15 protein-coding genes are annotated in these 23,300 nt (G+C 33.0%); 4 read left to right on the plus strand and 11 right to left on the minus strand.

Translation table 11 applies throughout. From position 1 onward, the window contains the following. Positions 1-11: 11 nt before the first annotated feature. Both HM985_RS07440 and HM985_RS07445 read left to right on the plus strand, forming a co-directional pair. On the plus strand, positions 12-2,336 hold the full coding sequence (locus HM985_RS07440; RefSeq protein ID WP_179375658.1) for a T9SS type A sorting domain-containing protein: 2,325 nt from the start codon (positions 12-14) through the stop codon (positions 2,334-2,336). A 145-nt stretch (positions 2,337-2,481) separates the two neighbouring features. Beyond that, a complete protein-coding gene (locus tag HM985_RS07445; protein WP_179375659.1) occupies positions 2,482-2,916 on the plus strand; it encodes a 3D domain-containing protein in 435 nt (144 codons plus the stop codon). Here the strand turns inward: HM985_RS07445 and HM985_RS07450 are convergent. After that, complete coding sequence (locus tag HM985_RS07450; protein WP_179375660.1) at positions 2,891-3,460, minus strand: ExbD/TolR family protein; 570 nt, start codon at positions 3,458-3,460, stop codon at positions 2,891-2,893. The genes HM985_RS07445 and HM985_RS07450 overlap by 26 nt on opposite strands. Positions 3,461-3,597: 137 nt before the next feature. Between HM985_RS07450 and HM985_RS07455 the strand changes: the two genes are divergently transcribed. Both HM985_RS07455 and HM985_RS07460 read left to right on the plus strand, forming a co-directional pair. Beyond that, on the plus strand, positions 3,598-5,112 hold the full coding sequence (locus tag HM985_RS07455; RefSeq protein WP_179375661.1) for a DEAD/DEAH box helicase: 1,515 nt from the start codon (positions 3,598-3,600) through the stop codon (positions 5,110-5,112). Positions 5,113-5,251: 139 nt separating this feature from the next. Beyond that, positions 5,252-5,947: a hypothetical protein gene (locus tag HM985_RS07460; RefSeq protein ID WP_179375662.1), complete on the plus strand. Its 696-nt coding sequence runs from the start codon at positions 5,252-5,254 to the stop codon at positions 5,945-5,947. Here HM985_RS07460 and HM985_RS07465 read toward each other — a convergent pair. From HM985_RS07465 to HM985_RS07505, 10 genes are all read right to left on the minus strand, one after another. Then, positions 5,937-6,500, minus strand: a complete 564-nt coding sequence (locus HM985_RS07465; RefSeq protein ID WP_179375663.1) for a pseudouridine synthase — start codon at positions 6,498-6,500, stop codon at positions 5,937-5,939. The genes HM985_RS07460 and HM985_RS07465 overlap by 11 nt on opposite strands. 3 nt (positions 6,501-6,503) lie before the next feature. After that, positions 6,504-7,313 carry a DUF1853 family protein gene (locus HM985_RS07470; protein WP_179375664.1) on the minus strand — a complete coding sequence of 270 codons (810 nt, stop codon included), beginning with the start codon at positions 7,311-7,313 and terminating at the stop codon, positions 6,504-6,506. A gap of 23 nt (positions 7,314-7,336) precedes the next feature. Next, on the minus strand, positions 7,337-7,783 hold the full coding sequence (locus tag HM985_RS07475; RefSeq protein ID WP_179375665.1) for an arsenate reductase family protein: 447 nt from the start codon (positions 7,781-7,783) through the stop codon (positions 7,337-7,339). Positions 7,784-7,795: 12 nt separating this feature from the next. After that, positions 7,796-8,098 carry a ribosome hibernation-promoting factor, HPF/YfiA family gene (gene hpf, locus HM985_RS07480; protein WP_179375666.1) on the minus strand — a complete coding sequence of 101 codons (303 nt, stop codon included), beginning with the start codon at positions 8,096-8,098 and terminating at the stop codon, positions 7,796-7,798. Between the two features lie 216 nt (positions 8,099-8,314). Beyond that, a complete protein-coding gene (locus HM985_RS07485) occupies positions 8,315-9,298 on the minus strand; it encodes a PorP/SprF family type IX secretion system membrane protein (protein WP_179375667.1) in 984 nt (327 codons plus the stop codon). A gap of 28 nt (positions 9,299-9,326) precedes the next feature. After that, positions 9,327-17,540, minus strand: a complete 8,214-nt coding sequence (locus HM985_RS07490; RefSeq protein WP_179375668.1) for a T9SS type B sorting domain-containing protein — start codon at positions 17,538-17,540, stop codon at positions 9,327-9,329. A 70-nt stretch (positions 17,541-17,610) separates the two neighbouring features. Then, positions 17,611-18,462 (minus strand): sprD domain protein, encoded by an 852-nt coding sequence (locus HM985_RS17230; protein WP_246284973.1) that lies wholly within the window; start codon positions 18,460-18,462, stop codon positions 17,611-17,613. 263 nt (positions 18,463-18,725) lie between these two features. Continuing rightward, positions 18,726-20,198 carry a PorP/SprF family type IX secretion system membrane protein gene (locus HM985_RS17235; protein WP_246284974.1) on the minus strand — a complete coding sequence of 491 codons (1,473 nt, stop codon included), beginning with the start codon at positions 20,196-20,198 and terminating at the stop codon, positions 18,726-18,728. Position 20,199: 1 nt separating this feature from the next. Beyond that, on the minus strand, positions 20,200-21,663 hold the full coding sequence (locus HM985_RS07500; RefSeq protein ID WP_179375669.1) for a T9SS type B sorting domain-containing protein: 1,464 nt from the start codon (positions 21,661-21,663) through the stop codon (positions 20,200-20,202). A gap of 102 nt (positions 21,664-21,765) precedes the next feature. After that, on the minus strand, positions 21,766-23,079 hold the full coding sequence (locus HM985_RS07505) for a hypothetical protein (protein WP_179375670.1): 1,314 nt from the start codon (positions 23,077-23,079) through the stop codon (positions 21,766-21,768). Positions 23,080-23,300 lie beyond the last annotated feature (221 nt).

Raw genomic sequence — 23,300 nt, forward strand, 5'->3', positions numbered from 1 at the left:
TGAATTCCCTTATGAAACTAAAATTACTATTTACATTATTAATGGCTTATTGTGTTGGTTTTGCCCAACAAATCCCCAACGATATTAAACCTCCTAGTTGGACGACAGCTAAAGCAAAAACAAAAACTACTGAGTTAGTCCCTTTCAGATTACCTTCTTTCGATTTAGAGAAATTACAAAAAGAAGACGAAATCAATGATAAAGACAAATCTATCCCTTGGCGTTTTGGTCATGATATTTATGTTGATCACAACTTCAATGACGTAGGTGAGTGGACAACATTAGATAATGGCGATCGTATCTGGAGAATGTCTTACACTTCCAAAGGAGCTTACACCTTAAATTTTATGTTTGACGTATTTCAAATTCCCGAAGGAGCAAAACTTTATGTGTACAATAACGAAAAAACAGATTTGCTAAGACCATTTACATATCACAACAATAACGCTGAAGAAGTTTTAGGAACCTGGTTAGTAGAAGGAGATCAGGCATGGATTGAATACTATCAACCAGCTAATGTAGCTGGAGAAGCAAAAATAACAGTTGGTTCTGTTATTCATGGCTATAGAACGGCTGATTCTTTTCAGAAAGCTCTAGGAGATTCTGGTAATTGTAATCAAGATGTAGATTGCGATATTGCACCTGCATCGGATCCATACAATATAGATACTGTTAAGGATAATGTGAAAAAAGCTGTAGGTATGCTTGTGACTAATGGTTCAGGCTTTTGTTCTGGAACTTTAGTAAATAATACTAATAATGATGGAACTCCTTATTTCCTAACCGCAAACCATTGTGGTGGAGGAGAAGGCAGTTGGGCTTTTAGATTTAACTGGAGAAGTCCCAATCCTGTTTGTGCAACAACAGCTTCAAGTAGTAATGGATCTTATGACCAAACTGTTAGTGGTGCAACTTTAAGAGCTAACAGTTCGCAATCTGATGTAGAGTTAGTAGAAATTACAGATGCGAGCTTTTTTGCAAATAACCCAGATGTGGTTTGGGCAGGATGGAATAACTCTAAAACAACAACACCAAATCTTAATTTTGGAATACATCACCCAAGTGGAGATATTCAAAAAGTAAGTAGAGATGATGATGGCGCTACAAGAACATCGACTACTTTTAACGGAAATAGTAACGCTCAGATGTGGCAAATTAATGATTGGGACTTAGGAGTTACTGAAGGTGGATCTTCGGGTTCTGGTTTATTTAATGAAACAGGTCATTTAATCGGTATGCTTTCAGGTGGCTCAGCAGCATGTTCTGGAACAACTGATAATGGTGGATTTGATATTTATGGCCGTTTTGGAGTCGCTTGGGATTATGGCTCAACATCATCAACAAGAGTAAAAGATTGGTTAGACCCTTCTAATTCAGGGGTTGAAATTTTAGATCAATATCCTGCGTTAGTAACTTATGATCTTGATGCTACAGTAAATGCAGGTTCTGGTAATAGCTCTAATATTTGTGACGAAGATTTTAGTCCAGACGTAACACTTGAAAATGCTGGTTTATTAACTTTAACTTCTGCAGATATCACTTATTATTTAGATGATGAAACAAGTATAATTATAAACTGGACAGGAAATTTATTGGCAGGTGAGAGTGCTATTGTTGCGATACCTGCATATTCAAATCTTGCCGCTGGTAGTCATGTGTTTTCTATTAGCGTTTCTAATCCTAATGGAATTCAAGATGATAATACAATAAATGATACTTTTGGATATAGTTTTACAGTAGCTAGTGCTTATACAACATCTACACTAACTTTAGATATATTAACAGATCAGTATGGCGATGAAACATCTTGGGAATTATTAGATAGTTCTGGCGCAACCGTAAGCAATGGTCCACTTATAGATTACGATAGCTCAACTGGTAATCAAGAAATAATAACTATCACAAATTTCAATGAGTGCTATACATTTACAATATACGATGAATATGGAGATGGTATTTGCTGTACTTATGGTTCTGGATCATATAGTTTAACGGATGAAAATGGAAATACTATAATTTCTGGTGGTGAATTTGGTTCTTCTGAATCGGTTACATTTAGAATAGAAGATCCATTAAGTATAAATGAATTTAATTTGAATAACTTAATAAGTCTTTATCCTAACCCAACAACCAATATTTTAAATGTAGATTTAACAAATCTTAATGAAGATGTAGACTACCAAATTTTCAATACCTTAGGTCAAAGTATACAAAAAGGTAATTTAGATTCAAACAATTCAAATGTTTTAAATCTTTCTTCATATCAAAGCGGAATGTATTTTATAAAACTATCTACTGCTTCTGGTTCAATGACTCAAAAGCTAATTAAAAAATAAGCTTCTACTATTTTAATAAATTTTATAAAACCGTCAGTTTCTTTCACTAGAAACTGACGGTTTTTATTTTAAGGCTCTTATTGTAATTATTTTGAATGCCATCTGTTTTTCACAATATTCTAAACAGATTTATTATATTTAAAACATGAAGATACATATCAGTCTCATTTTTATAATAATTATTTGCTTTTATAATTGTAATCAACCTATTGCAAAGAAAGCTTGTCATAAGCGCACTATAAAAGTGACTGCTACCGCATATAACTCACTAGCTTATCAAACTAATTCTAATCCAAGTATAACTGCTTTTGGAGACAGTTTAAAACCAGGATTAAGATACATAGCGGTCTCTAGAGACTTATTAGATTCTGGACTAATACATAATACCCAAGTAAAACTTCAAGGCTTTGACAGTTTGTATATCGTTAAAGATAAAATGCATCGTCGTTGGAGAAAACGCATTGATATTTATATGGATAATGATGTCACTAAAGCAAAACAATGGGGTAGAAAGAAAATTGAAATTGAATACTGCCTTCCTATCAAAGATTCCATTATTCTAACGAACGATCTACCATAATTTCAGAAACAATAAAAGGATAAGCTTCTCGTACCATTTTCAATTCTTCTTTAGTTAATTGATTGGGTTCTTTTTTAAACATGTGTTTAGAATATCGTTTGCGCAAACCATAATATGCTTTTGTTATTTCGTCTTGTACGGCTATAAATAAATTGTATTTTGTTGAAGCGTTATGACTTAAAGAAATAACGGCTTTTGTTGGATGATCTGAAGATTCTAAGTTTCCTAAACCGTCACAATAATCACAATTATTAATACCATTATTATCGATAAAAGTTTCAACAATATTTTTAATATCCGTTAATTGTACAAATTCTTCTTCAATCATAATTTCTTGCTTTTCATTCATAGAAATTCGTAGTAAATTTCGCTCGTGGATATCTGCCGTACAATCAGCAGTATCACAAATACGAGGTAATTGTCGTAATATCCCTTTGTCTGTAGAAATAGTTGTAGTGACTAAAAAGAAAATAAGTAATAAAAAGGCAATGTCTGCCATTGATCCTGCATTGACCGTTGCAGAAAGTCTTCGAAATGATCTCATAATTATAAAGATTTAAACGTTAAGACTTTGTTAATACAAGAACAGTACCATTATTGTTAAAACTTCTTATCAATTCATTTCATAAACCTTTACAAAGTAGTATTTTTGCGAAATTAACCAATAGCTAAAGCTCCTATATGCCGTCAGAAAACGAAACCATACCACAAAATGCAACTGAAAAAAGTCTTTATGATTATCAAATAAAAGACCTTAATCGCATTTTCGATGTTATGCGAGATGAACCTGATGATTTCAACCTCTTATATCAATTACCAACAGGTGGTGGAAAAACAGTTATTTTTTCAGAAATTGTAAGGCGTTATGCCGAACAACACCAAAAGAAAGTTGTAATTCTTACGCACAGAATAGAACTTTGCAAACAAACATCTAACGTTTTATCTGGTTTTAATGTTAGAAACAAAGTAATTAATAGCAAAGTAAAAACGCTTCCAGATCAAGATGATTATGATTGTTTTGTGGCTATGGTTGAAACCCTAAACAATCGTTTATCTGATAATGAGTTTGAGCTAAAAAATATAGGTTTAGTCATCATTGATGAAGCTCATTATAATTCTTTTAGAAAATTATTCAAATTTTTCGAAAACTGTTTTATTTTAGGAGTAACAGCAACACCATTGAGTAGTAACATAAAATTACCAATGAAAGATAATTACAAAAAATTAATTGTAGGTGATGATATTTCTACACTTATTAAAAATGGTTTTTTGGCCAATGCAGAGGTCTCAAATTATGATGTTGGTCTAACTTCTTTAAAAATTGGGATCAATGGAGATTATACCGTAAAATCTTCTGAAGCATTATACACTAATGGTTTAATGCAATCAAAATTGCTCTTAGGTTATGAGGAAATGGCAAAAGGTAAAAAAACGCTAATATTCAATAATGGAATCTACACGTCTAAAGAAGTTTATCATACCTTCAAAAAAGCAGGATATAATGTTAAACATTTAGACAACACAGCAAGTAAGCAAGATCGTAAAGAGATTTTAAAATGGTTTAAACATACGCCAGACGCAGTACTATCATCTGTTAGTATTTTAACGACGGGTTTTGATGAGCCGTCTGTAGAAACTATAATTTTAAATAGAGCTACAAGATCGTTAACCTTGTATTTTCAAATGATCGGCCGTGGAAGTCGTATTTATAAAGATCGTAAAACTTTTCAGGTTATTGATTTAGGAAATAATGAAGCTAGATTTGGACCATGGAATCAACCAGTAGATTGGCAACATATTTTTAAACATCCTGATTATTATTTAGAAAACATAATTGATGATGACTTACTAGAACGCGATTTTGTTTATAAAATGCCAGATTATCTTAAAGTAAAATTTAAAAAATCATATACTTTAAATTTTGATGTTAAAGAAGAGTATAAAAAAGTAATGAGTGAAGGCAAAAAATCCTTTACTGTTATTGAACGCTCTATTGCTCAGCATTCACAAATGTGCATTGATAATAGTGAAGATGTTTATGACGCTAGAGAACTTATTAAAGAATTACAAGATGAAATTGCCTTCAGAATAAAGCAATATTGCTACTGTATAATGAATAGTACTCAGAATTATAAAGATTGGTTATTTGGAGAGTATAATAGAAAGTTAAGAATTAGCTTTAATGGTAAGTTTTAACTTTTTTTTGTAATGATTTCTATTTTTAAGCGTTTATTTTGAAACAGAGAAGTATTGAGGTATAATTATTGTATTTTAAACTTCATAACCTTTTAAAGCCATTTTTTTAATATTGAAAACTATTAAACTCATATTATTTATGTTCTGCATTTGTTGCGGCACAACGGCTTTTGCTCAAGTTACAGATAAGAAGACAAAATCTATTCGGATTCCTGCTAAAGTATCTGAAACGGAAAAGGATTCAGCTTTGGTTAAAGTAAAAGTTGAACCAATTCTTAAAAAAGAAACTGAGAAATCGAGTGGTATTGAAGAGTCTGAGAAAAAGTTTGTAATAAAGGAAACTGAGAAACCATTTTCAATGACTGAAGATGACGGTTTAAAAAATCCTGGAGAAATATTTGAGCAACGTTGGTTTAAGGAAGCTGTTAAAGGTGGTATTGTAAGGACGATGTCCGATCAATTTCTTGGTGAGCATCGCGTAGATACTAAATTTGTAAATATAGTTTGTAGAGATCACCAATATCCAGATGGTGATCGCGTTAAAATCTTAGCTAATGGTACCGTTATAAAACCTAATTTATTATTAACCGGTAGTTATAGACGTGTTGAAGTGAACTTGGAAGATGGCAGAAATACCATAGAAATTATTGCTTTAAACCAAGGTGAATCTGGACCAAATACAGCTGAATTTATTGTTTATGACGATAAGGGAAATCAAATTTCTTCAAAAGAATGGAATCTACTAACAGGAGTGAAAGCGGTTATTGTTTTTAATAATGAAAAAGTATCTATTGCAGAAAAAACTGCAAGTACCGATGAAGACTCTAGTAATTAATAGTTAAAACCTCAGCTGGCGTCATATCTTCTAATTGATATTCACCAATTCTAACTCTAACCAACCTCAATGTTGGCAAACCTATTTTAGCTGTCATTTTTCTTACTTGTCTAAATTTTCCTTCGGTTATTGTAATGGATAACCATGAAGTAATACCGTGACGATCGTCTCTAACAAATCGCTCTATAATATGAGATGTATTATTTAATATTGAAGCCTTACAAGGTTTTGTTTTGTAAAGTTTTCCCCCAACCGAAATCTCTATACCTTTTTCTAATTCTAAAATACCTTCAGATGTTATTTGACCATCGACCATCACATGGTATTCTTTTTCAATATTTTGGCTAGTGATATGATTACTGAATTTTCCGTCTGTAGTTAATAGTAATAAGCCTTCAGATTTTTCATCCAAACGACCAACCGCCATAGTTCCTTCTGGTAAACTGCAAATTTCACTTAAAAGTTTTTTAGACCGACGTTTATTCTGATGATTTACAAACTGGCTTAAATAGCCGTAAGGCTTATAAAGTTTATAGTAATTTTGTACGCTCATAATTTACCAAAAGGTGATAAAACATTTTTCAAATTTAGTATTATTCACTTTAAGCCAAACTAAAGGTGAACGATTTTCTTTTATTTGTTTTTCAATTATATCTTTAGCCAAATTGAAATCTTGCCATTCTACATTAACGTGCGGATCTATTAGCCAATCTAATTTTTCTGGAATATAAAATTTATAGGTTTCAAAAACATTAATATCCTTATATGAAATATAGAATCCATACACACATTGCTCATTGATTGCACCTATATTAATGTTATTTCTTCTATAAGGTAAAAATAACTGTGCTTTAAAATAGAGTTTTTGTGAAACCTCAGCAATATTAATATTGTAATCTTTTAATTGATTTTTGGTTTCATTTCTATAAAGAAGCGGAAATTGTTTGTTTTTTAGTTTTTCTAATTTATAACAGAGTGCATCTTTTCTGTTTGGGCCAATCCAGTAAGATAGGGGATTGGTGTAGGATTGAAACGTGTCGTATAAATAGAATTTATATACGATTTCTAGATGTACAGGTTTTTCTTTTTCATAAAAAAGAGCATCAATCTCACCTATAGTTTGTTGCTCTTTTTGTATTTGTATATTTTCAATAATCCCCTGAACATCCGGTTGTTGTTTTAATTGATGAAACACAAATTCTTCCACAAGTTTGCCCAACCTATGATTTTTGAATTTACTATCTGTATCTAATAATTTGTAAGTTAAAGGTAATTTTAAAGCATCGATTTCTGTAAAATCACTAGATTTAAAAAGTGAAGGCGTTTTTACGTAACCTTTGTACCTTAATAGTGTGCTCTTATCCATTGCACACAAAATTAAAATTTAATTTAGACAAAATTCTCGTTCTCCGTAGATTTATTAATATCTGGTTCATCAGTATGCAGTCTTTTTTCAATACCTGCACTGTCAATATTAAAATATTCTAAAACTTCAGTAACATTAGTAATGTGCTTTGTTTTATCTCCATTAATAATGATAGCTCCCTTAAGTATTTTTGGGTTTTTATCTAAAATGGTTAAGTAATCGTTGGCATCAAAATTAGAAGTTTTCCTAACTCCGTCTACTTTAGATAAATCTAATAAATCCTCAATACCTACATTAAGTTCTTTTGCCAATTCTTGCCATTGTGTTGGTGTTGGCATTGTGTTGGTAATGTTTACCATTAAAATATCTTTCCCTGAAGATTCTAAATAGCCTTCTAATTGTTTCCCAAAATCTGAATCACTTGCATACACGCAATTAATTTGTTTTTTATCTCTGCTTATCACTCCCATAGTTTCTTTTTTTTAATAAGTTTTCATTTTATCTTTCCTCTTTTCTAATTGACGCATCAATTCATTTACTGTTTCAGAGATAGCATCATAAAAATTTTCTTTAGATGACTCTGCAAATAATCGAGGTCCTGGTGCGCTAAGTCTTATACCAGCCGTTTTTCCTGTTTCGTCACTAGTTGTGTTTTCTGATTTAAAAAAAACATCCGCTCTAATTACAAAATCATAACGTGTAAACAGTTTTTCTAATTTTTCTTTAGCATGTTCTTCTAAGCGATCGCTTGAGGCTACATCGTTGTATTCAAATATAATTTCCATAATTTTTTTCTGTTATTAATTTTAAACAAGGTAACAATTGTTCCTCCTTCGTTTTAACTGAAAAGAATCAAGTCTTAACGGAATTACGATAGACTGAAAAAAATATTAATCTTAGAACTAAGAAATGTAGAATTTGAATTAAAAAAAACGTTACCACTTATAATTTAATCAATCATAAGTGATAACGTTAGTAAGAATAGGAGAGAAGCAATATGCTTATCTGTAATAACTTTGACTAGTTCCTTTTGTACAAGCACAGTTACTTGCACCCTGAAAGAAGTCTAATCCTATAGTTACCATATGGGTTCCTGAGTTGTACGAAGACAAATCATTAATAGTCGATTGATAAGAGTAAGCAAAAAAGAATTGATTAAAAGTTATACCAGCTATTGGTCCAACATTTAAAGGTGTCATAAATTGATCGTTAAGAAAACGGTAAGATCCTCCTACAAAATAGTAATCTCCTTTTCTATTAAACTTTCTATATTTAAAATTTAGATCCGTAGTAGAACGTTTATCACTACTAAACATTTGGTAAAAAATAGAGGGTTCTAATTCTACATCTCTGTTACTCTTACTTTTTATAACCACACCTGTATAAATTTGATAATTTAAAAGTAGGCTCGGTTCAATATTTACATAATCATCTATGTCTTTACTTAAGATATTATTAGCATTAAAACTTAAGTAAAATGCTTTCCATCGGTATAATAGTCCTGCATCAAAATTATTATTTGATTGTCCTTTATCTCCTGTAATATAAGGATCTAAAATAGGTGTATCATAAGTTGTATTAAAATCTTCTGTGGCTATTCTAAAATTATTAATATTATAAGACAACCCAAATGAAAGGAATTGTTTAGACTTATAATCTAATGTAATATGATGAGCGAAAGAAAACTTAACACCTTTTTGACGTGTGTTTCCATTTTTATCATTGTATGCCGATATTCCCACACCTGTACGATCAGAAATTCTAAAATCTGCATAAAGCGACTGATTGTCTGGCGCATCTTTAATACCAACCCATTGGGTTAAACCGTTGGCTCTGATTTTTAAATTATCACCAATTCCGGCATAAGTTGGTGAAATCACAAAATTGTTATCTGCCAAATATTGCGTAAATACAGGTAGGTTTAATTCTTGACCATAACTCTGTGCAAAGACCAAAAAAAGAATATATAGGGCTATTTTTTTCATAATACTATCTGTCTATTATTATATGCTATTATCTGTATAATGTAAAGTGTCCAACAAATTCTCTATCGTTTGTTGCATCATTAGTTTGTACCACAAACCAATAATCTCCAGAAGGTAACTCACGACCATCATATCTACCGTCCCAAGCTTCACCAACATGGTAATTCGCTACTTTACGTCCATATCGATCAAATATATCGAAGGTAAGATTAGGGTAGTTATCTGTACAACCTGGTGCCCATGTATCAAAATTACCATCTCCATTTGGCGTAAACCAATTTGTAATACAGATATCTTGAAATTCTAATTGAATCTGTGCTGTTGCAAAACAACCACTACTATCAGTTACGGTTACAGTATATAAACCAGACTCTGTAATTATGTAGGTGTCTTCTGAGCCAACATCTTCTCCGTTCAATGTGTATTGGTAATCACCTCTACCACCAGTGGCAGTTGCAATAAATTCATTTAATCCACCTTCAGCTAATGTTAACGTTACAGGGGCTACGGTGTCAATATCGAATAAGTCAGTACGTTGAACACATAAGTTTTCATGCATTACATCAATATAATACCCTGTACCTTCTGGTAAATTTGTAAATACATTATCAGATTGATATGGTCCACCATTTAAAGAATATTCTAGAAGTGTAAGATCGTCAATAGAAGCATCTACAGTAACCGTTACAATATTACCTTGAACATTATTATCACATATATTTTCAATAACAACTTCTGGTAAAATGCTAACTGATTCTGGGAAAGTGATATTCCATTCAGACTCACATCCCTCAGCATCTTTTACAAATACAATATGATCTCCACCTTCTAAATTGGTAAAATCAAATTCAGTTTGAGTTGCACTTCCATCCGTATAAGGACCATCATAACTATCTAAGCTAACACTATAAGGTAATGTTCCTCCTGAGAGCGCAATACTAAACTCTCCCTCTAACGCTCCTGTACAAACTTCAGGAAAGAGTGAATTTGGAACAATGCTTAAGATTACAGGTAATGGTTCGGTTATAGTAGAATTGAATGTTATTACGCATCCTAATTCATCTTGCACTTTAACGATATAATCACCAGGTGCTAAGTTTTCAAAAGTACTAGTCGTAAAAAACTGGTTTAATTGTGGTGAAATAGCATACTTAATAACTCCTGTTCCGCCAGAAGCCGTAATTTCAATAGATCCATTATTACTTCCTGCACAGGTTACATTGTTAGAGGTAAGTGAAGCATCTAAAGCATCATCTGGTTCTGTAATACTAATTGATGTTGAAGTAATAGCACAATCACCACTTTCTACAAGAACAACATAATCGCCTGCAATAAGTTCTGTGAAATAACCAGGACTTGTTTGAGGTGCACTAACAGTATTACCTAAATTATCTTGTAATGTATATATGTAGTTTCCTAAAGCTCCGGTTGCAGTAGCTGATATAGATCCCGTATTCTCACCAAAACAATTGATAAATAAGTTGGATGCTCCTAGTGTTACTACTAAAGGAAGTAAAGGATCAATAGTAATTTCATTTGAAATATTTGCCACACAACCATTGGCATCTCTTACATAATAAGAATAAGTACCATCAGGAACCCATAAGGTTGTACTTGTATTAAATGTTCCAAGGTCAGGTGAAAAAGTATCATTTTCACTGTAGGTGTATGGTCCTGTTCCGCCAGTGGCACTTAACGTTAAAGTCGATTCTGATAAACAAGTCTGTGTTGTTGTTCTCACTAAACTTGCTTCTATCGGTGTTGGTTCTGAAATTACAATATCTAAAGATGTTGCCTCACAATTATAACCATCATTAATAGTTACAAAATAAGTTCCTTGTCCTAAGTTTTCAAATACATTAGATGTTTGTGGACCTGATGCACTTGGTGTAGGTAATACAGTATTTAATGTATAGGTATAATTAGAACCTTGTCCTCCAATAACATTAGTAATTGTTATGCTTGCACCTTGATCACCAAAACAAGATAGCATTGTAGTGTTAGGTGTAAATGTAGCCGTAATAGGATCTGGTATTTCTAACGTAATGCTTTCCGTTACAATACAACCTCCAGCATCTCTTACATTAACCGTATAGTTTCCTGCTGAAAGTCCAGTAAATGAACTATTAGAAGAATAAGCAACTGTAGCAGCGCCTGTTAATTCGTATTCATAATCTCCCCATCCACCAGATGCAACAGCATTTATAGTTCCTTCATTATCTGTACATGTTACATTAGATGTTTCAGAAATATTAAGACTTAAAGCATTTAAAGGCGAAGTAATAGTTACATTATTTGAAGCTGAACAAAAAGGAACATCTGTTTCTATAATAACAACTGTAAATGTACCAGCTTCCATACCTGTAACAGTTTCTGGGTTAGTTGATGTATTTGCATTGACAACTCCCGTTACTGATACTCCCGAGTTATTAAATACTTCATAACTGTAAGCACCAGAATAATTAGATACATTTAATTCAAACGATCCTGAATTGTCTCCAAAACATGTTACGCTTGTCGGTGATAACGTAAACATTGGTACTACTGCAGGAGATAGAACAACTGAAACTTCATCGGTACATCCTGTAACCGCATCAGTAATAGTAATTGCATAAGTTCCTGAAGGTACTCCTGTAAACACACTGCCAGTTAAGCTGATAGAAGAAGCACTTGGTGAAATACTATAATTGTAAGAACCAGAACCTCCGGTACCTGTCATTGCTATTTCACCATCATCATCATTACATGTTGGAAGCACAGTAACTTCAGGTGTTATTGTAATAGGTGGAACAATATCTATTGAAACAGTATTTCCACAACCATTAACATCATTGATCGTTACAGTATGTGTTCCTGAATATAAGTTTGTAATTGTAAAAGGAAATGATTGTGCTTGAAAAGCACCACCATTAATGCTCACCGAATAAGGAGGTACTCCTAACACGTTTAAAGCGACATCTATTTCGTATTCTCCTTCAGCAGCAGTACATTGATTTGTTAATGTTGCTGAAATTTCAGGAGTATCATCCATAGTTAAAACTTGAACATTACTTGTTTGTACACAGCCATAGGCATCTGTAACATGTACATAGTAACTACCTGCATCCTTATTAAATGTACTCGTAGAAGCCCAATTTGCATCTGAAACTGGTGGAGCAGCGGCTGATGTTGTTATTTGGTATTGATAAGGAGGTGTTCCGTTAGAACCAATTGCACTTATAATGCCTGAATTAGGTGCACAATTAGCATTTTGATCTATAGAAACTGCTAATTCTAAAAGAAAAGCTGATTCCGTTATATTAAAAGGAAGTGTTACAATTCCACAACCTGCATTAGGACCAGAAGTTTCTCTTATGGAAACAAAATAGTTACCGAACTGCAATGTTCCTAAATTATTAATAGTTAATGAACCATTTGCAGTTACTGTTCCTGATCCACTATTTCCTGTAGAAGTTAAACTTAAAGAATCAAAAATATCATAATCTACATCTACGTCAGATCCATAAGGACTGTTTATGGTAAATGATACGTTTCCATCTCCACTGCCTGTACATGTAATGTTATTTGCAGTTACAGCTGTTGCTGTTAATGTTGAATTTGTTGGAATAGGCACGGTTGCAGGTTCATAATAGCTACAATTTGTAGCTTGGTCATATACAATGAATGTATACAATACACCTGGTATTAACCCTGTGAATGTCGCAGACTCACTTCCTGCAGTGTCTTCAGCTAACCAAGTACCTGTTGGATAATTAAACCCAGGTCCTTCGTAAATACTAAAATAGAAAGGTCCAGCACTAGCTAAAGTAGATCCGACACGTACTAAAACTTCTCCTCCTGTAGCACAGTCTACTGTAGCTGTAACGTTAATATCTAAATCTGTTGGAGGTGAAGCCACTAACACATCTTGAATTAATACAGAACAACCATTAGCATCGACAACATTAATTTGGTATAAACCAAAATTAACAACATCAAAGACCGTAGATGTAGTTCCTAAGTTATTAAGTTCAGATTCTGCATAACCATTTGATCCTGTTACAAAATAATTATAAGGACCAACACCACCTGTTACAGAGTTTATAATAACCGATCCTTGAGAAACACCTGAAGGACCACAAGTAATATCAATAGTTTGATAATCTACAACAATAGGATCTGGTTGATCAATTGTTACGATTTCAGTATCAGTACATAATTTGGCATCCGTAACAGTTACAGAATAAGTTCCTGCTGGTAAACTAGTCGTTTGTGTGCCGTAGTCAGTTCCTGTGGTGTCATTATTAACATTAATTACAAATGGAGGTGTTCCATACGATGTATCAATAGTAACATCAATTGATCCGTTTGAATCACCATTACATAAAATAGGTTCCACTTGCACTACAGCACTAAAGTCTGGCAGTGATAATGGGTTTAATGTAATTAATGAAGATTCAGCAGTACAACCATTAGCATCTGTAATTTCAAATTGATAAGTTCCTGCATCTGCAGCAGTATGTGTTAAAGGTGTTCCTGTAGATCCTACATTTGTATAAGGAGCGCCATTAAAAGAAACAGCATACGTATAAGGTGCTGTACCTGTCATTGTTCCTGTAAAAATAGCATCTGGATTTGTAGAACAATCCAAGACTTTTGTTAAGGTAACATCTAATGTTGGAGTCGCTATTGGATCTACCGTATAAGATTCACTGTAAGTACAGTCATTTTCATCTTTAACTTGAAATGTGTAAGTTCCTGGTTCTATTCCTGAAAATGCTGTTGAGGTTTGGTATGCTGTTGCAGCTGATGCTGGTGAAATAATCTGATATTCTAATGTTCCTATGCCCCCTGTAGTACTTATAATGTTTACTGTAGTAGTATTCGTAGGACAGGTTACAGATAAGTTATCAAAAACTAAATCTGTTGGAGGATTTAACGCGTCTATTGTAATCTCATCTGTTGCTGAAGTACAACCTGTAGCATCTCTTACAATAATAGTATAATCTCCTTCTGATAAATTATTAAAAACAGTACTCGATTGAAAAGTAACACCATCGATACTGTAACTATATGGTGGAACACCTTCTGTAGTATCTGTAACTGTAATTGTTCCATTAGAAATACAAGTTAGGGGTGTTGTTAACTCTACTGTTCCTATAATAGTAACGCCTTCATTAATAGTTACTGTTTGAGGAGCTGTTTCACAAACATCAGATCCTGAAGTATATTGAAGTAAAACAACATAATCTCCAGCAGCTAGGCTAGTAAATACATTAGAACTTACGTATGTTGCCCCTCCATCAATACTGTAATTAATACTACTTCCATTTGGATTACTTACATTAATTGTAATTGATCCAGAATTATTAGTATCAGCACAGCTAGGATCAGTAGTGTCAATAGTAAAGTCTGGCCCTGAAATCTCATCGACAACAATTGTTACATCTGTACTACAATTATTAGAATCTGTTACTGTAATATCATAAGTTCCAGAAGCAGATATTTCAATTGTAGAAGTTGACTGAAAATCCGTTGAACCATTCACAAAATAATAATAAGGAGAAGTGCCTCCTACAGGATAAACTGTTAACTCACCTCCTGAACAATTTAAAGGGGCTGTTAAAGCCACAGTAGCTGTTAATATAGCAGGTTCAATGACTGTAAAATCTTCCGTATATGTACAACCATTTTCAGATTCGATAGTTGCAGTGTAAGTTCCTGGATTTAAATTTTGAAACGTGTAGTTATTGTCTATAATAGGACCAACACTGTTTACTGGGTTTCCAGATTGCGTTAATGTGAATGAATATTGTGGATCCACGTCATTTGCAGATAAATGCACACTTCCTTTATCTCCATGACAAAGCGGTTGGGTAACTGTAACAGTCCCGCTAAATTCTCGATCTCTAATTTGAACGTCAGGTACTGTAAATACACACGAGTTTGGTGAAGCATTTAATTCTCTTATATATATTGTATAGGTACCAACAGTATCAACTGAAAACACATTACTAGTTTGATAGTTTGTGCCATCAATGCTATATTCATAACCTGCAGGTACATTGTTTACAGTAATAGTTCCGTTGGTTTCACAAATAATATCTGTTGATTCAACTGTAGGATTAATATCATTTTGATAAACATTGAAGTAAAACTGAATAAAACAACCTCCCGGATAGTTGATAGTAATACGATATTGTCCAGCCGTATCTACTACTAATCCAGACTCAGCTGGAATTGAATTCCATGTACATGATGTGCTTTCATTGGCACAATCTGAATTAGAAACGGCATCACAACTGGTCTCATCTAATATCTCCCATGTAATATTGGTTGAATCTGATACATTGGGTTGAATAATTCTTATATCATCAGCACCACATAAAAATATATTAGGTAATAATTCTCCATTGTTAGGACAAGTTACAACTTCATCTGCATAAGGAATTGCAGGATTTGTTGTATCAGATCCAAAAAGTTGCACATTGAATTGCTGAGTAATCGATTGACATGGAGCAATTGCTGTGTTATAAGAATAATAAGTATTAGTATCAGTAACCGTTATACTTTGTGAAGTTCCAATCACAGGTACTCCTGTTGGACTGGTAGACCACGCATAAGAATCGTAACCATCAGCAGCAGTTAATTCTACGCTATCACCACAAAGGATTTCACTTTGCTCAAAAGTACAATCAAGATCTGTTAAAAAATTAGTAGCTTGTGGTGTAATTAAGCAACCCGTATTACTATTTAAACTAGGGTCATCACTAATTGTAAAATCAGGATTTACAGTTCCCTGATAAGTTGCGAAAGCTTGATTATTAATAATATTTGAACATGCATCAGCTAATTGACCACAATCATCAACAACCTGAGCTTCAATACGTATTTCATAAACAGGATCATTTTCTTCAACAAGAGAATCATCTACATTTAAAATAAGTTCTCTTGTAGTGGGATTATAACTATTAATTGTAACCCCAGAAGGTAGAATTAAATCTGTTGGATGATTATATAGAACATTTACAGGTAAAATATCTTTTATTGTAAAATTTGTAGCATCATCATTACCTGTATTTTGAAACCCAATAACATAATTTAAAGAAGACCCTAAACCTACGAGCTGACCGCCAATGTCATTTCCTGCATCATCTTCAACAATTTTGGTTAACACAACATTAGGGGCTATAATTTCAATTGCAAAGGCACTAAAATAATAGTAATAAATATCATTATTACTTCCTAAGCTAATGTTTGCTGACGTTGCTCCATTAGCAATTAATGAATTACCTGGGTTAGGTATATTTATTATACCAGCATCAAACCCTAAAGTATTTGAACTGCTTGGTGTTCTATCAGTAAATAATTCTGATGTATTTGTAATAGGATCAATGTCTGAAACCGTACTATTAAAAAAGTTATTTCCAGGACGTATAACATTACCAGCATTATTTGTAACGCTAATAGTTGTTCCGTTAAGTTCTAAATAATCGCCAGTATATTTTCTATCTCCCTCAATAGTACTAAATGCAAATTTAGAACGAACAGGTCCTGTTGGTATGGTGGTAAATCCACTAACAGGAAAGGTTGCATTATTTGAACTTGAAATTTTTGTAAAACCATCAAAAGAAGTAATGTACTTACTTGGTAATAATGGATCTTCATAAACAACAAATAACGACCATCCAGCAGAAAGTCCTTCTGAGTTTGGTTGTGGACCTACTAAAGAAGAAATATTAGCTACAGTATAAGAACCTTCAGGATCTGACAGAGAAGCTAACAAGTTTGTAACATCATGATAATAAGCATAAGTGTTAGAACTACTATTATTAGAGGCATTTTGGTAGTAAATTTGTGTACCTGTAATATCTACATAACTTGCTCCAGGAACTTTAAATTTTATGTCAGACTTAGGCTCATCTCCATCAACTACAGCACTCCAATATAGACCAGCATAAACAATTTCATAACAACTCTCAGCACTAGGTACATCTAAATTAGCACTACTAGAATTAAATGTACTAGCATCGCCATCTATATCTACATAAACAGCAGCATTTACTTCATTATTAGTATTACCTCCATTATATGGGTCAGAAACATGCAAACCCACATTACTATTTCCAATTAAGAGAATATCTCCTTTAATGGCTTGATCGTATCTAGGTGAAAACGGCACGAGGTTTTGAGCAAACATATGTTGTCCCAATAAAAGAAAGAGAGCAATTATTGCTATTCTAGAAAAAGTAGTTTTTTTCATGATCATTTGTTTTTATTTATCACTTTATAACTTGAGGCAAAGTATAAAGGAAGGGTTGGGTTGACTTCTATTAGTTTTCTATTTTTACAATTGACATTTTTCCATTATATGGTCTATCTCCTTTAGATGACAATGCACTAGTTGCACTTCCTATGTCATCGAATTTATCATAGAATATATAATATTTACTAGTGTTTACGTCGTGAAAGAAATCGACATTCGTTCTTCCTGATGCAACAACATTTTTTATAAATTTATCTCTACTATCTGCATCACTATGAACTGCTATGATAAGATAATATCCACTCTCAATGTTTTTAATTTTCTTTAAGATTTTAATGTTATTTCCTTGAATTTCTCCAAAATCAAAATCTTCTGGTTTTAATGGTGTTTCACTTAAAGGCGTGGTCTCTTTAATTGTTTTTAGCATCGCTCTATCTTGACTATATCTATCTTCTTCGTTGCTAAAAGCAGCACGTTTAATACGTCTTCTATTTTCAAATTCTGTAGCAATTCTAATTTCTTCTAATTTAAGATCTAATTCAGCTCTTATTTCTTCAGCTTTTAATTGCTCTGCTTCTAACTTTTTAATTTCTTTTTTATAAAACAGATTTACTTCATCCATAGCAAATTCACTATTTTCAGCTCTTTCTTCATAAAGTTGAGTTAGCTCGTCGATTTTTTCACTTCGCTCTTTTATAATTTTATCTAAGTCAGATCTAATACCGCCAAGTCTATTATTCTCTTCTGTAACACTTTTGAAAGCTTTTTGTTGAACAGCTATACCCTGTTCACTTAAATCATTTTCCTGTTTTAAATCCTTAAGGTCTTGGTCTTTAATTTCTATAATGGCATCGAATTGTTCTAATAAATCATTCTGTATAGCTTTAGACTCATCTGCTGATTTAGATATAGCAAGCATAGATTTACCTAATTTATCTGTAGGATTAACAACTTCGTTAGCTTGAGCTTCTTCTTCAGCTTTCTGTTCCGCTAAGCGTTTAGCTTGTGCAGCAGCATCTTCTTGAGCCTTCTGTTCTGCTAAGCGTTTAGCTTGTGCAGCAGCATCTTCTTGAGCTTTCTGTTCCGCTAAGCGTTTGGCTTGTGCAGCAGCATCTTCTTCAGCTTTCTGTTCCGCTAAGCGTTTGGCTTGTGCAGCAGCATCTTCTTCAGCTTTCTGTTCTGCTAAGCGTTTGGCTTAGCTTTCTGTTCCGCTAAGCGTTTGGCTTGTGCAGCAGCATCTTCTTCAGCTTTCTGTTCTGCTAAGCGTTTGGCTTGAGCAGCAGCATCTTCTTGAGCTTTCTGTTCTGCTAAGCGTTTGGCTTGAGCTTTCTGTTCTGCTAAGCGTTTGGCTTGTGCAGCAGCATCTTCTTGAGCTTTCTGTTCTGCTAAGAGTTTAGCTCTAGTTTCAGCTCTTTCTTTTGCGATTTTATCAGCTTCAGCCTTATCTGTTTTAGCTTGAGACTCTGCTAACTCTTGAGTTTTTTGTTCCTCTAAAAGTTTTGCTTTAGCTTCAGTCTCCTGCTGTGCTGCTAAAATTTCAGCTTTCTTATCAGATTCTAATTTTAATTTAGCTTCTTGTTCAGCTAATAGTATCGCTTGTTCTTTTTTCTTTTTCTCATCATTCGTGCTAGTCTGAGGTGCTTTTTTTGTTGTAGAACTAGCAACTTTTGGGTTTGTTGTTTTAACAATTTTACGTCTTTTATTTCCGCTAGAAAGTATACTACTTACTTCGTCTGCACGGTTATCGTCATTCTTAAAACGGTAGGCTAGTGTAATCTCATGAGATGCACCAAAACTACTTAAATCTCCAAAAGCAGTTTCATAATTATATTCAATAGCTATTTGCGTCGTTATGTTTAATCCAATTCCACCAGAAGCTCCGTATAAAGTATTATAACCTACTTGAGCCCATATACCTTTTGGAATGGTAACCATCGCTAATGCAGAAATGATGGTTTCTTCTTTTTGAAAATCTGATCTTATTAAAGATGTAAATTTAGTTTCATCAAAAAATCCTCTACTTCTCATGTAACCTGTATACATAAAGTGTGCTTGTACACTTTGTTTTGGATCTTCTTCAATTAATGCAGAAGTATTCACATTATATAAAGCCAAATTATTAAGTGCAAGTCCAAAATCTAGAAACTCTGTACCGTAGTTAATTCCTGGATTTACAGTTAATAGAAAGTTGTCAGGAGTATTTTGTAATGATGGATCATCAAAATTGGTAATGACATTAGCCGTATTAACTCCGCTTTTGTAGGCTCCTATATTAAGTCCAAAAGTTAAATTATTATCGTAACCTAACTGTGCGTTGTAGGCAAAATTTAGAACGCCACCAAAGGTTGTTAAAACACCATAGTTTTGTTGAAACAAACCTAAACCAGCACCTATATTTTCACCAAAACGTCCTGAGTAACTTGCTAAATAGGTGAGTGGTGCATTTTCAAATTGTACCCATTCTCTTTTATTGTAAAAGCTAATATACTTTGTTTGTTCTTTAACAAAACTAAAAGTAGGGTTTAAGGTAAAACGATTAAAGGTAAGTGAATTACGTGTTGGAAGATCATAAGAAACTACCCCATCTTCTTGTTGAGCATAGGATCCCTGCGTAGAGTAAACACATAATATAATAAGTAAAACAAATGTTCTCATACTATTTTACGACCGTTATTGATCCTTTTTTTGTTTTATTATCTGTTGTTGTAATTACGTAATAATAGACTTGATTAACGCTTGTTAAATTCAAATCATTTTCTGGCCAATTATTTTGATAGTTATTTGTTTGTAAAACAACTTTACCCTGATTAGTCATGATAAGAACTTCCGTATCAGTGCCACTAACATATTCTGAAGGTATAATCCAAGTGTCATTTATACTGTCCCCATTTGGACTGATTAGATTAGGGATTTCTGCTACTTCAGGGAAAAGATCTAATGCTTCTTCTATAGCAAACTCATATTCTATAGATACATTACAACCTACTGTTTCCGAAATAACAACTTTGTAATTCCCAGATTCAGTAGCGATATAAGTGGCCTCTGTTTCCCCAGAAATAATAGCACCGTTTAAATACCATTCATATTCAGGGCTATTTGCGGTGTCTGTAACATTTACCGTTAAAGATTCATCGGCTAACATTTCATTAAACTCAGGAACATCAATAGTACTATCAAATAACTCACTTACCAGATCAATTGAGCCAGAAGCTAAGCATTCACCCAAATTAACCTGAACAGAAAATACCCCAGATTCAATCGTTTGATAATTTTGTTCTGTAGCATCAAGTATAAGATTTCCATCTTTATACCATTGATAGCTTTCACCACTTATAGTGTTTAGAACCGTATAGCCTTGCTCAGGACAATATGGATTTCCTAAACTAGAAATGATTGTTGCGTTTGCCTCCCCAGAGGCTGCTTGAGTTATTGTTACACGATTAGAAAAAGAATTAGAAGTACAACTTCCGTAGTTTGTTTCTACAAAATAAGTTCCTTCTGTATCTACTGTTAATGTAGGACCATCTGCTACAAAAGTAGAGGTTGTCGGCCCTGTTTCTCTATACCATTGATAAGTTAGATTTGGATATTGCAAAGGTGAGTCATTAGTGCCATCTCCTGGGTTATCAATCGATAACAAATAACTTCCACCGCTACAGAAAGCACCTGTAGCTATTAAATTGTTAATCGTAAATGGTGAATCTTGAATTTTATAATAGGCAGCAAATGGGACTGATCTAGAACTCGAAGCAACCGGCCCCGTAGATCTAATCTTAATCCGATAGTTTTCACCAGCTGTTGTCTCTGGTAACGAGAAACCTAATGTTGCAGGGGAGCTAGTTATCTCACCAGCATCAGTTGTATAAATAATTGTAGAATTTGAAAAATCACCGTCACCATCAGATAATTCAACACTAAATTGATTTGAAGCACTTAGATCTGAATCAGGTGAAAATATAAAAGTAGCATAATAAGTATTAAAAGAATCACTAGCACATGCTTGAGTAAAACCTAAGTTAGGTGTCCCTATTACTATTTGCGCATTTGAGCTTTCTACCATAGGGATGGTAAAAAAGCAGAATACAAAATAGAGATTATTAAGATAATTAAATTTAAGCATTAGGATAGGGATTGTAGTTTTATCTATAAGCTAGTTTTGTTTGTATCAGGAATCACAACAGCTTAGTTGTAAATATTTTTTCTATTAAATTCTTATTTAAGATTATTCTTTCGTGTTATCCGTTTCATTTGAAGCAATAATTTTATTGATACGCAATCTGTAATCCGGATATCTACTATTTTCAGAGTCTATAAAAGTCTCATCATCAGGACCTTTTGAGTAAACATTGTCAAAAGCTCTACTGCCATACCAACTTTCTAAATCATCATTGTTGGAATATCCTTTTCTATAAATATTACCTTTGCAATTATTAAAATAAGAACGAGTAAATCTTATTTTTGCTAGATTATCGTTATTTATAGGAATTCTACTGTCTAATATTACAGCAGGCTGAAATCCTGAAATAACACTATTATTAATGTGGAAAGAAACATCTGTACTAATAAAAATAGCCTCTTTTACTAAACCTATTTCCATATCATATTTCAAATCGTTACTCGCATTAACTAAAGTAAGATTAATAGCATTTACAAAAGTTTGCTTTTTAGAACTGTCTGCATTTTCTTTAGAATCATAAGATTTTACTGATAAACAACGAGATCCATCAGCACTTGAGATATAAGGTGATCTTATAGCTAAAGAGTTGTCTATATTACATTGAGCTCCTAAATTAAAGTCGTAATCATTATTATTTGATCTATATGAAACTGTTCTTGTTAAATTGGTCTCACCACCCAAAATATTAAATGAGTGCCCTTCGCAATAACTAACCATTACATTTTTAATGGTCGTTGCAGATCCGACCCCAGCAAGAGTTAGTGCACTGTAATTACCAAATTCTTTTGTTCTTTTTCCTGCATATTCAATTCTTACATAATTTAAAGAGCCAGAATTACTTTCAATATTTTCACCACCATAAGTGATATGCTTTGTAGATGATGGTTTTAATCCATAATTAAGAGAAGTTGCTGTTCCTAAAATATTAAGAGGAGCATCTCCTAATATAAAAAGCCCACCCCAATCACCAGGTTTTCTATCCGCCTTATTAGATGTAAAAACAATAGGATCGGTAGTCGTACCTTCTGCAATAATTTTAGAACCATTAGATATCGTTAAAGATCCTTTTGTTTTGAAATCTCCTAATATAACAGTTCCAGGCTCTATGGTTAAAGTTGTACTATCTGTAACAAATACATCGCCAAGTAATAAATATGTATTTCTTTTTGTTAACACAGTGTTTTCAGAAATGTTACCAGAAAGTATTTGAGTAGGTTCTTCGTAACTAGCTTTGTTCGGCTGAAAGTCTGTCCATGAATCAAGCCAATTATTATATCCTGTAATTCCTTTTTCTTGTTGAGCAAATGCATTGCTTAACACAAGAAGAAAGAAGAGTGTAGTAAGTGCTATTTTTTTCATAATAGATAATTTTTAATGAGGGGTTTTAAACTTTATAGTTCAAACATAAGAACTTTATCTATGAAACACAAATAATATCGGTAAAATACCTAATATAACATTGAATGTAATCCAAATACTACTTAAAAAACCTTTTTAACGCATAAAAAGAATATTTTGACAAAAAAATTAAACAAAAAAAAACCTTGACTCACTACAGTCAAGGTTTAGTAAAAAACACA

The sequence above is a fragment of the Winogradskyella wichelsiae genome, from assembly GCF_013403925.1.
GTDB lineage: Bacteria > Bacteroidota > Bacteroidia > Flavobacteriales > Flavobacteriaceae > Winogradskyella > Winogradskyella wichelsiae.

Excerpts from the sequence above, each read along its gene's own strand:
- HM985_RS07440 (WP_179375658.1), top strand. The coding sequence starts at position 12 with ATGAAACTAAAATTACTATTTACATTATTAATGGCTTATTGTGTTGGT.
- HM985_RS07445 (WP_179375659.1), top strand. The coding sequence starts at position 2,482 with ATGAAGATACATATCAGTCTCATTTTTATAATAATTATTTGCTTTTAT.
- HM985_RS07450 (WP_179375660.1), bottom strand. The coding sequence starts at position 3,460 with ATGAGATCATTTCGAAGACTTTCTGCAACGGTCAATGCAGGATCAATG.
- HM985_RS07455 (WP_179375661.1), top strand. The coding sequence starts at position 3,598 with ATGCCGTCAGAAAACGAAACCATACCACAAAATGCAACTGAAAAAAGT.
- HM985_RS07460 (WP_179375662.1), top strand. The coding sequence starts at position 5,252 with ATGTTCTGCATTTGTTGCGGCACAACGGCTTTTGCTCAAGTTACAGAT.
- HM985_RS07465 (WP_179375663.1), bottom strand. The coding sequence starts at position 6,500 with ATGAGCGTACAAAATTACTATAAACTTTATAAGCCTTACGGCTATTTA.
- HM985_RS07470 (WP_179375664.1), bottom strand. The coding sequence starts at position 7,313 with ATGGATAAGAGCACACTATTAAGGTACAAAGGTTACGTAAAAACGCCT.
- HM985_RS07475 (WP_179375665.1), bottom strand. The coding sequence starts at position 7,783 with ATGGGAGTGATAAGCAGAGATAAAAAACAAATTAATTGCGTGTATGCA.
- hpf (WP_179375666.1), bottom strand. The coding sequence starts at position 8,098 with ATGGAAATTATATTTGAATACAACGATGTAGCCTCAAGCGATCGCTTA.
- HM985_RS07485 (WP_179375667.1), bottom strand. The coding sequence starts at position 9,298 with ATGAAAAAAATAGCCCTATATATTCTTTTTTTGGTCTTTGCACAGAGT.
- HM985_RS07490 (WP_179375668.1), bottom strand. The coding sequence starts at position 17,540 with ATGAAAAAAACTACTTTTTCTAGAATAGCAATAATTGCTCTCTTTCTT.
- HM985_RS17230 (WP_246284973.1), bottom strand. The coding sequence starts at position 18,462 with ATGCTTGCTATATCTAAATCAGCAGATGAGTCTAAAGCTATACAGAAT.
- HM985_RS17235 (WP_246284974.1), bottom strand. The coding sequence starts at position 20,198 with ATGAGAACATTTGTTTTACTTATTATATTATGTGTTTACTCTACGCAG.
- HM985_RS07500 (WP_179375669.1), bottom strand. The coding sequence starts at position 21,663 with ATGCTTAAATTTAATTATCTTAATAATCTCTATTTTGTATTCTGCTTT.
- HM985_RS07505 (WP_179375670.1), bottom strand. The coding sequence starts at position 23,079 with ATGAAAAAAATAGCACTTACTACACTCTTCTTTCTTCTTGTGTTAAGC.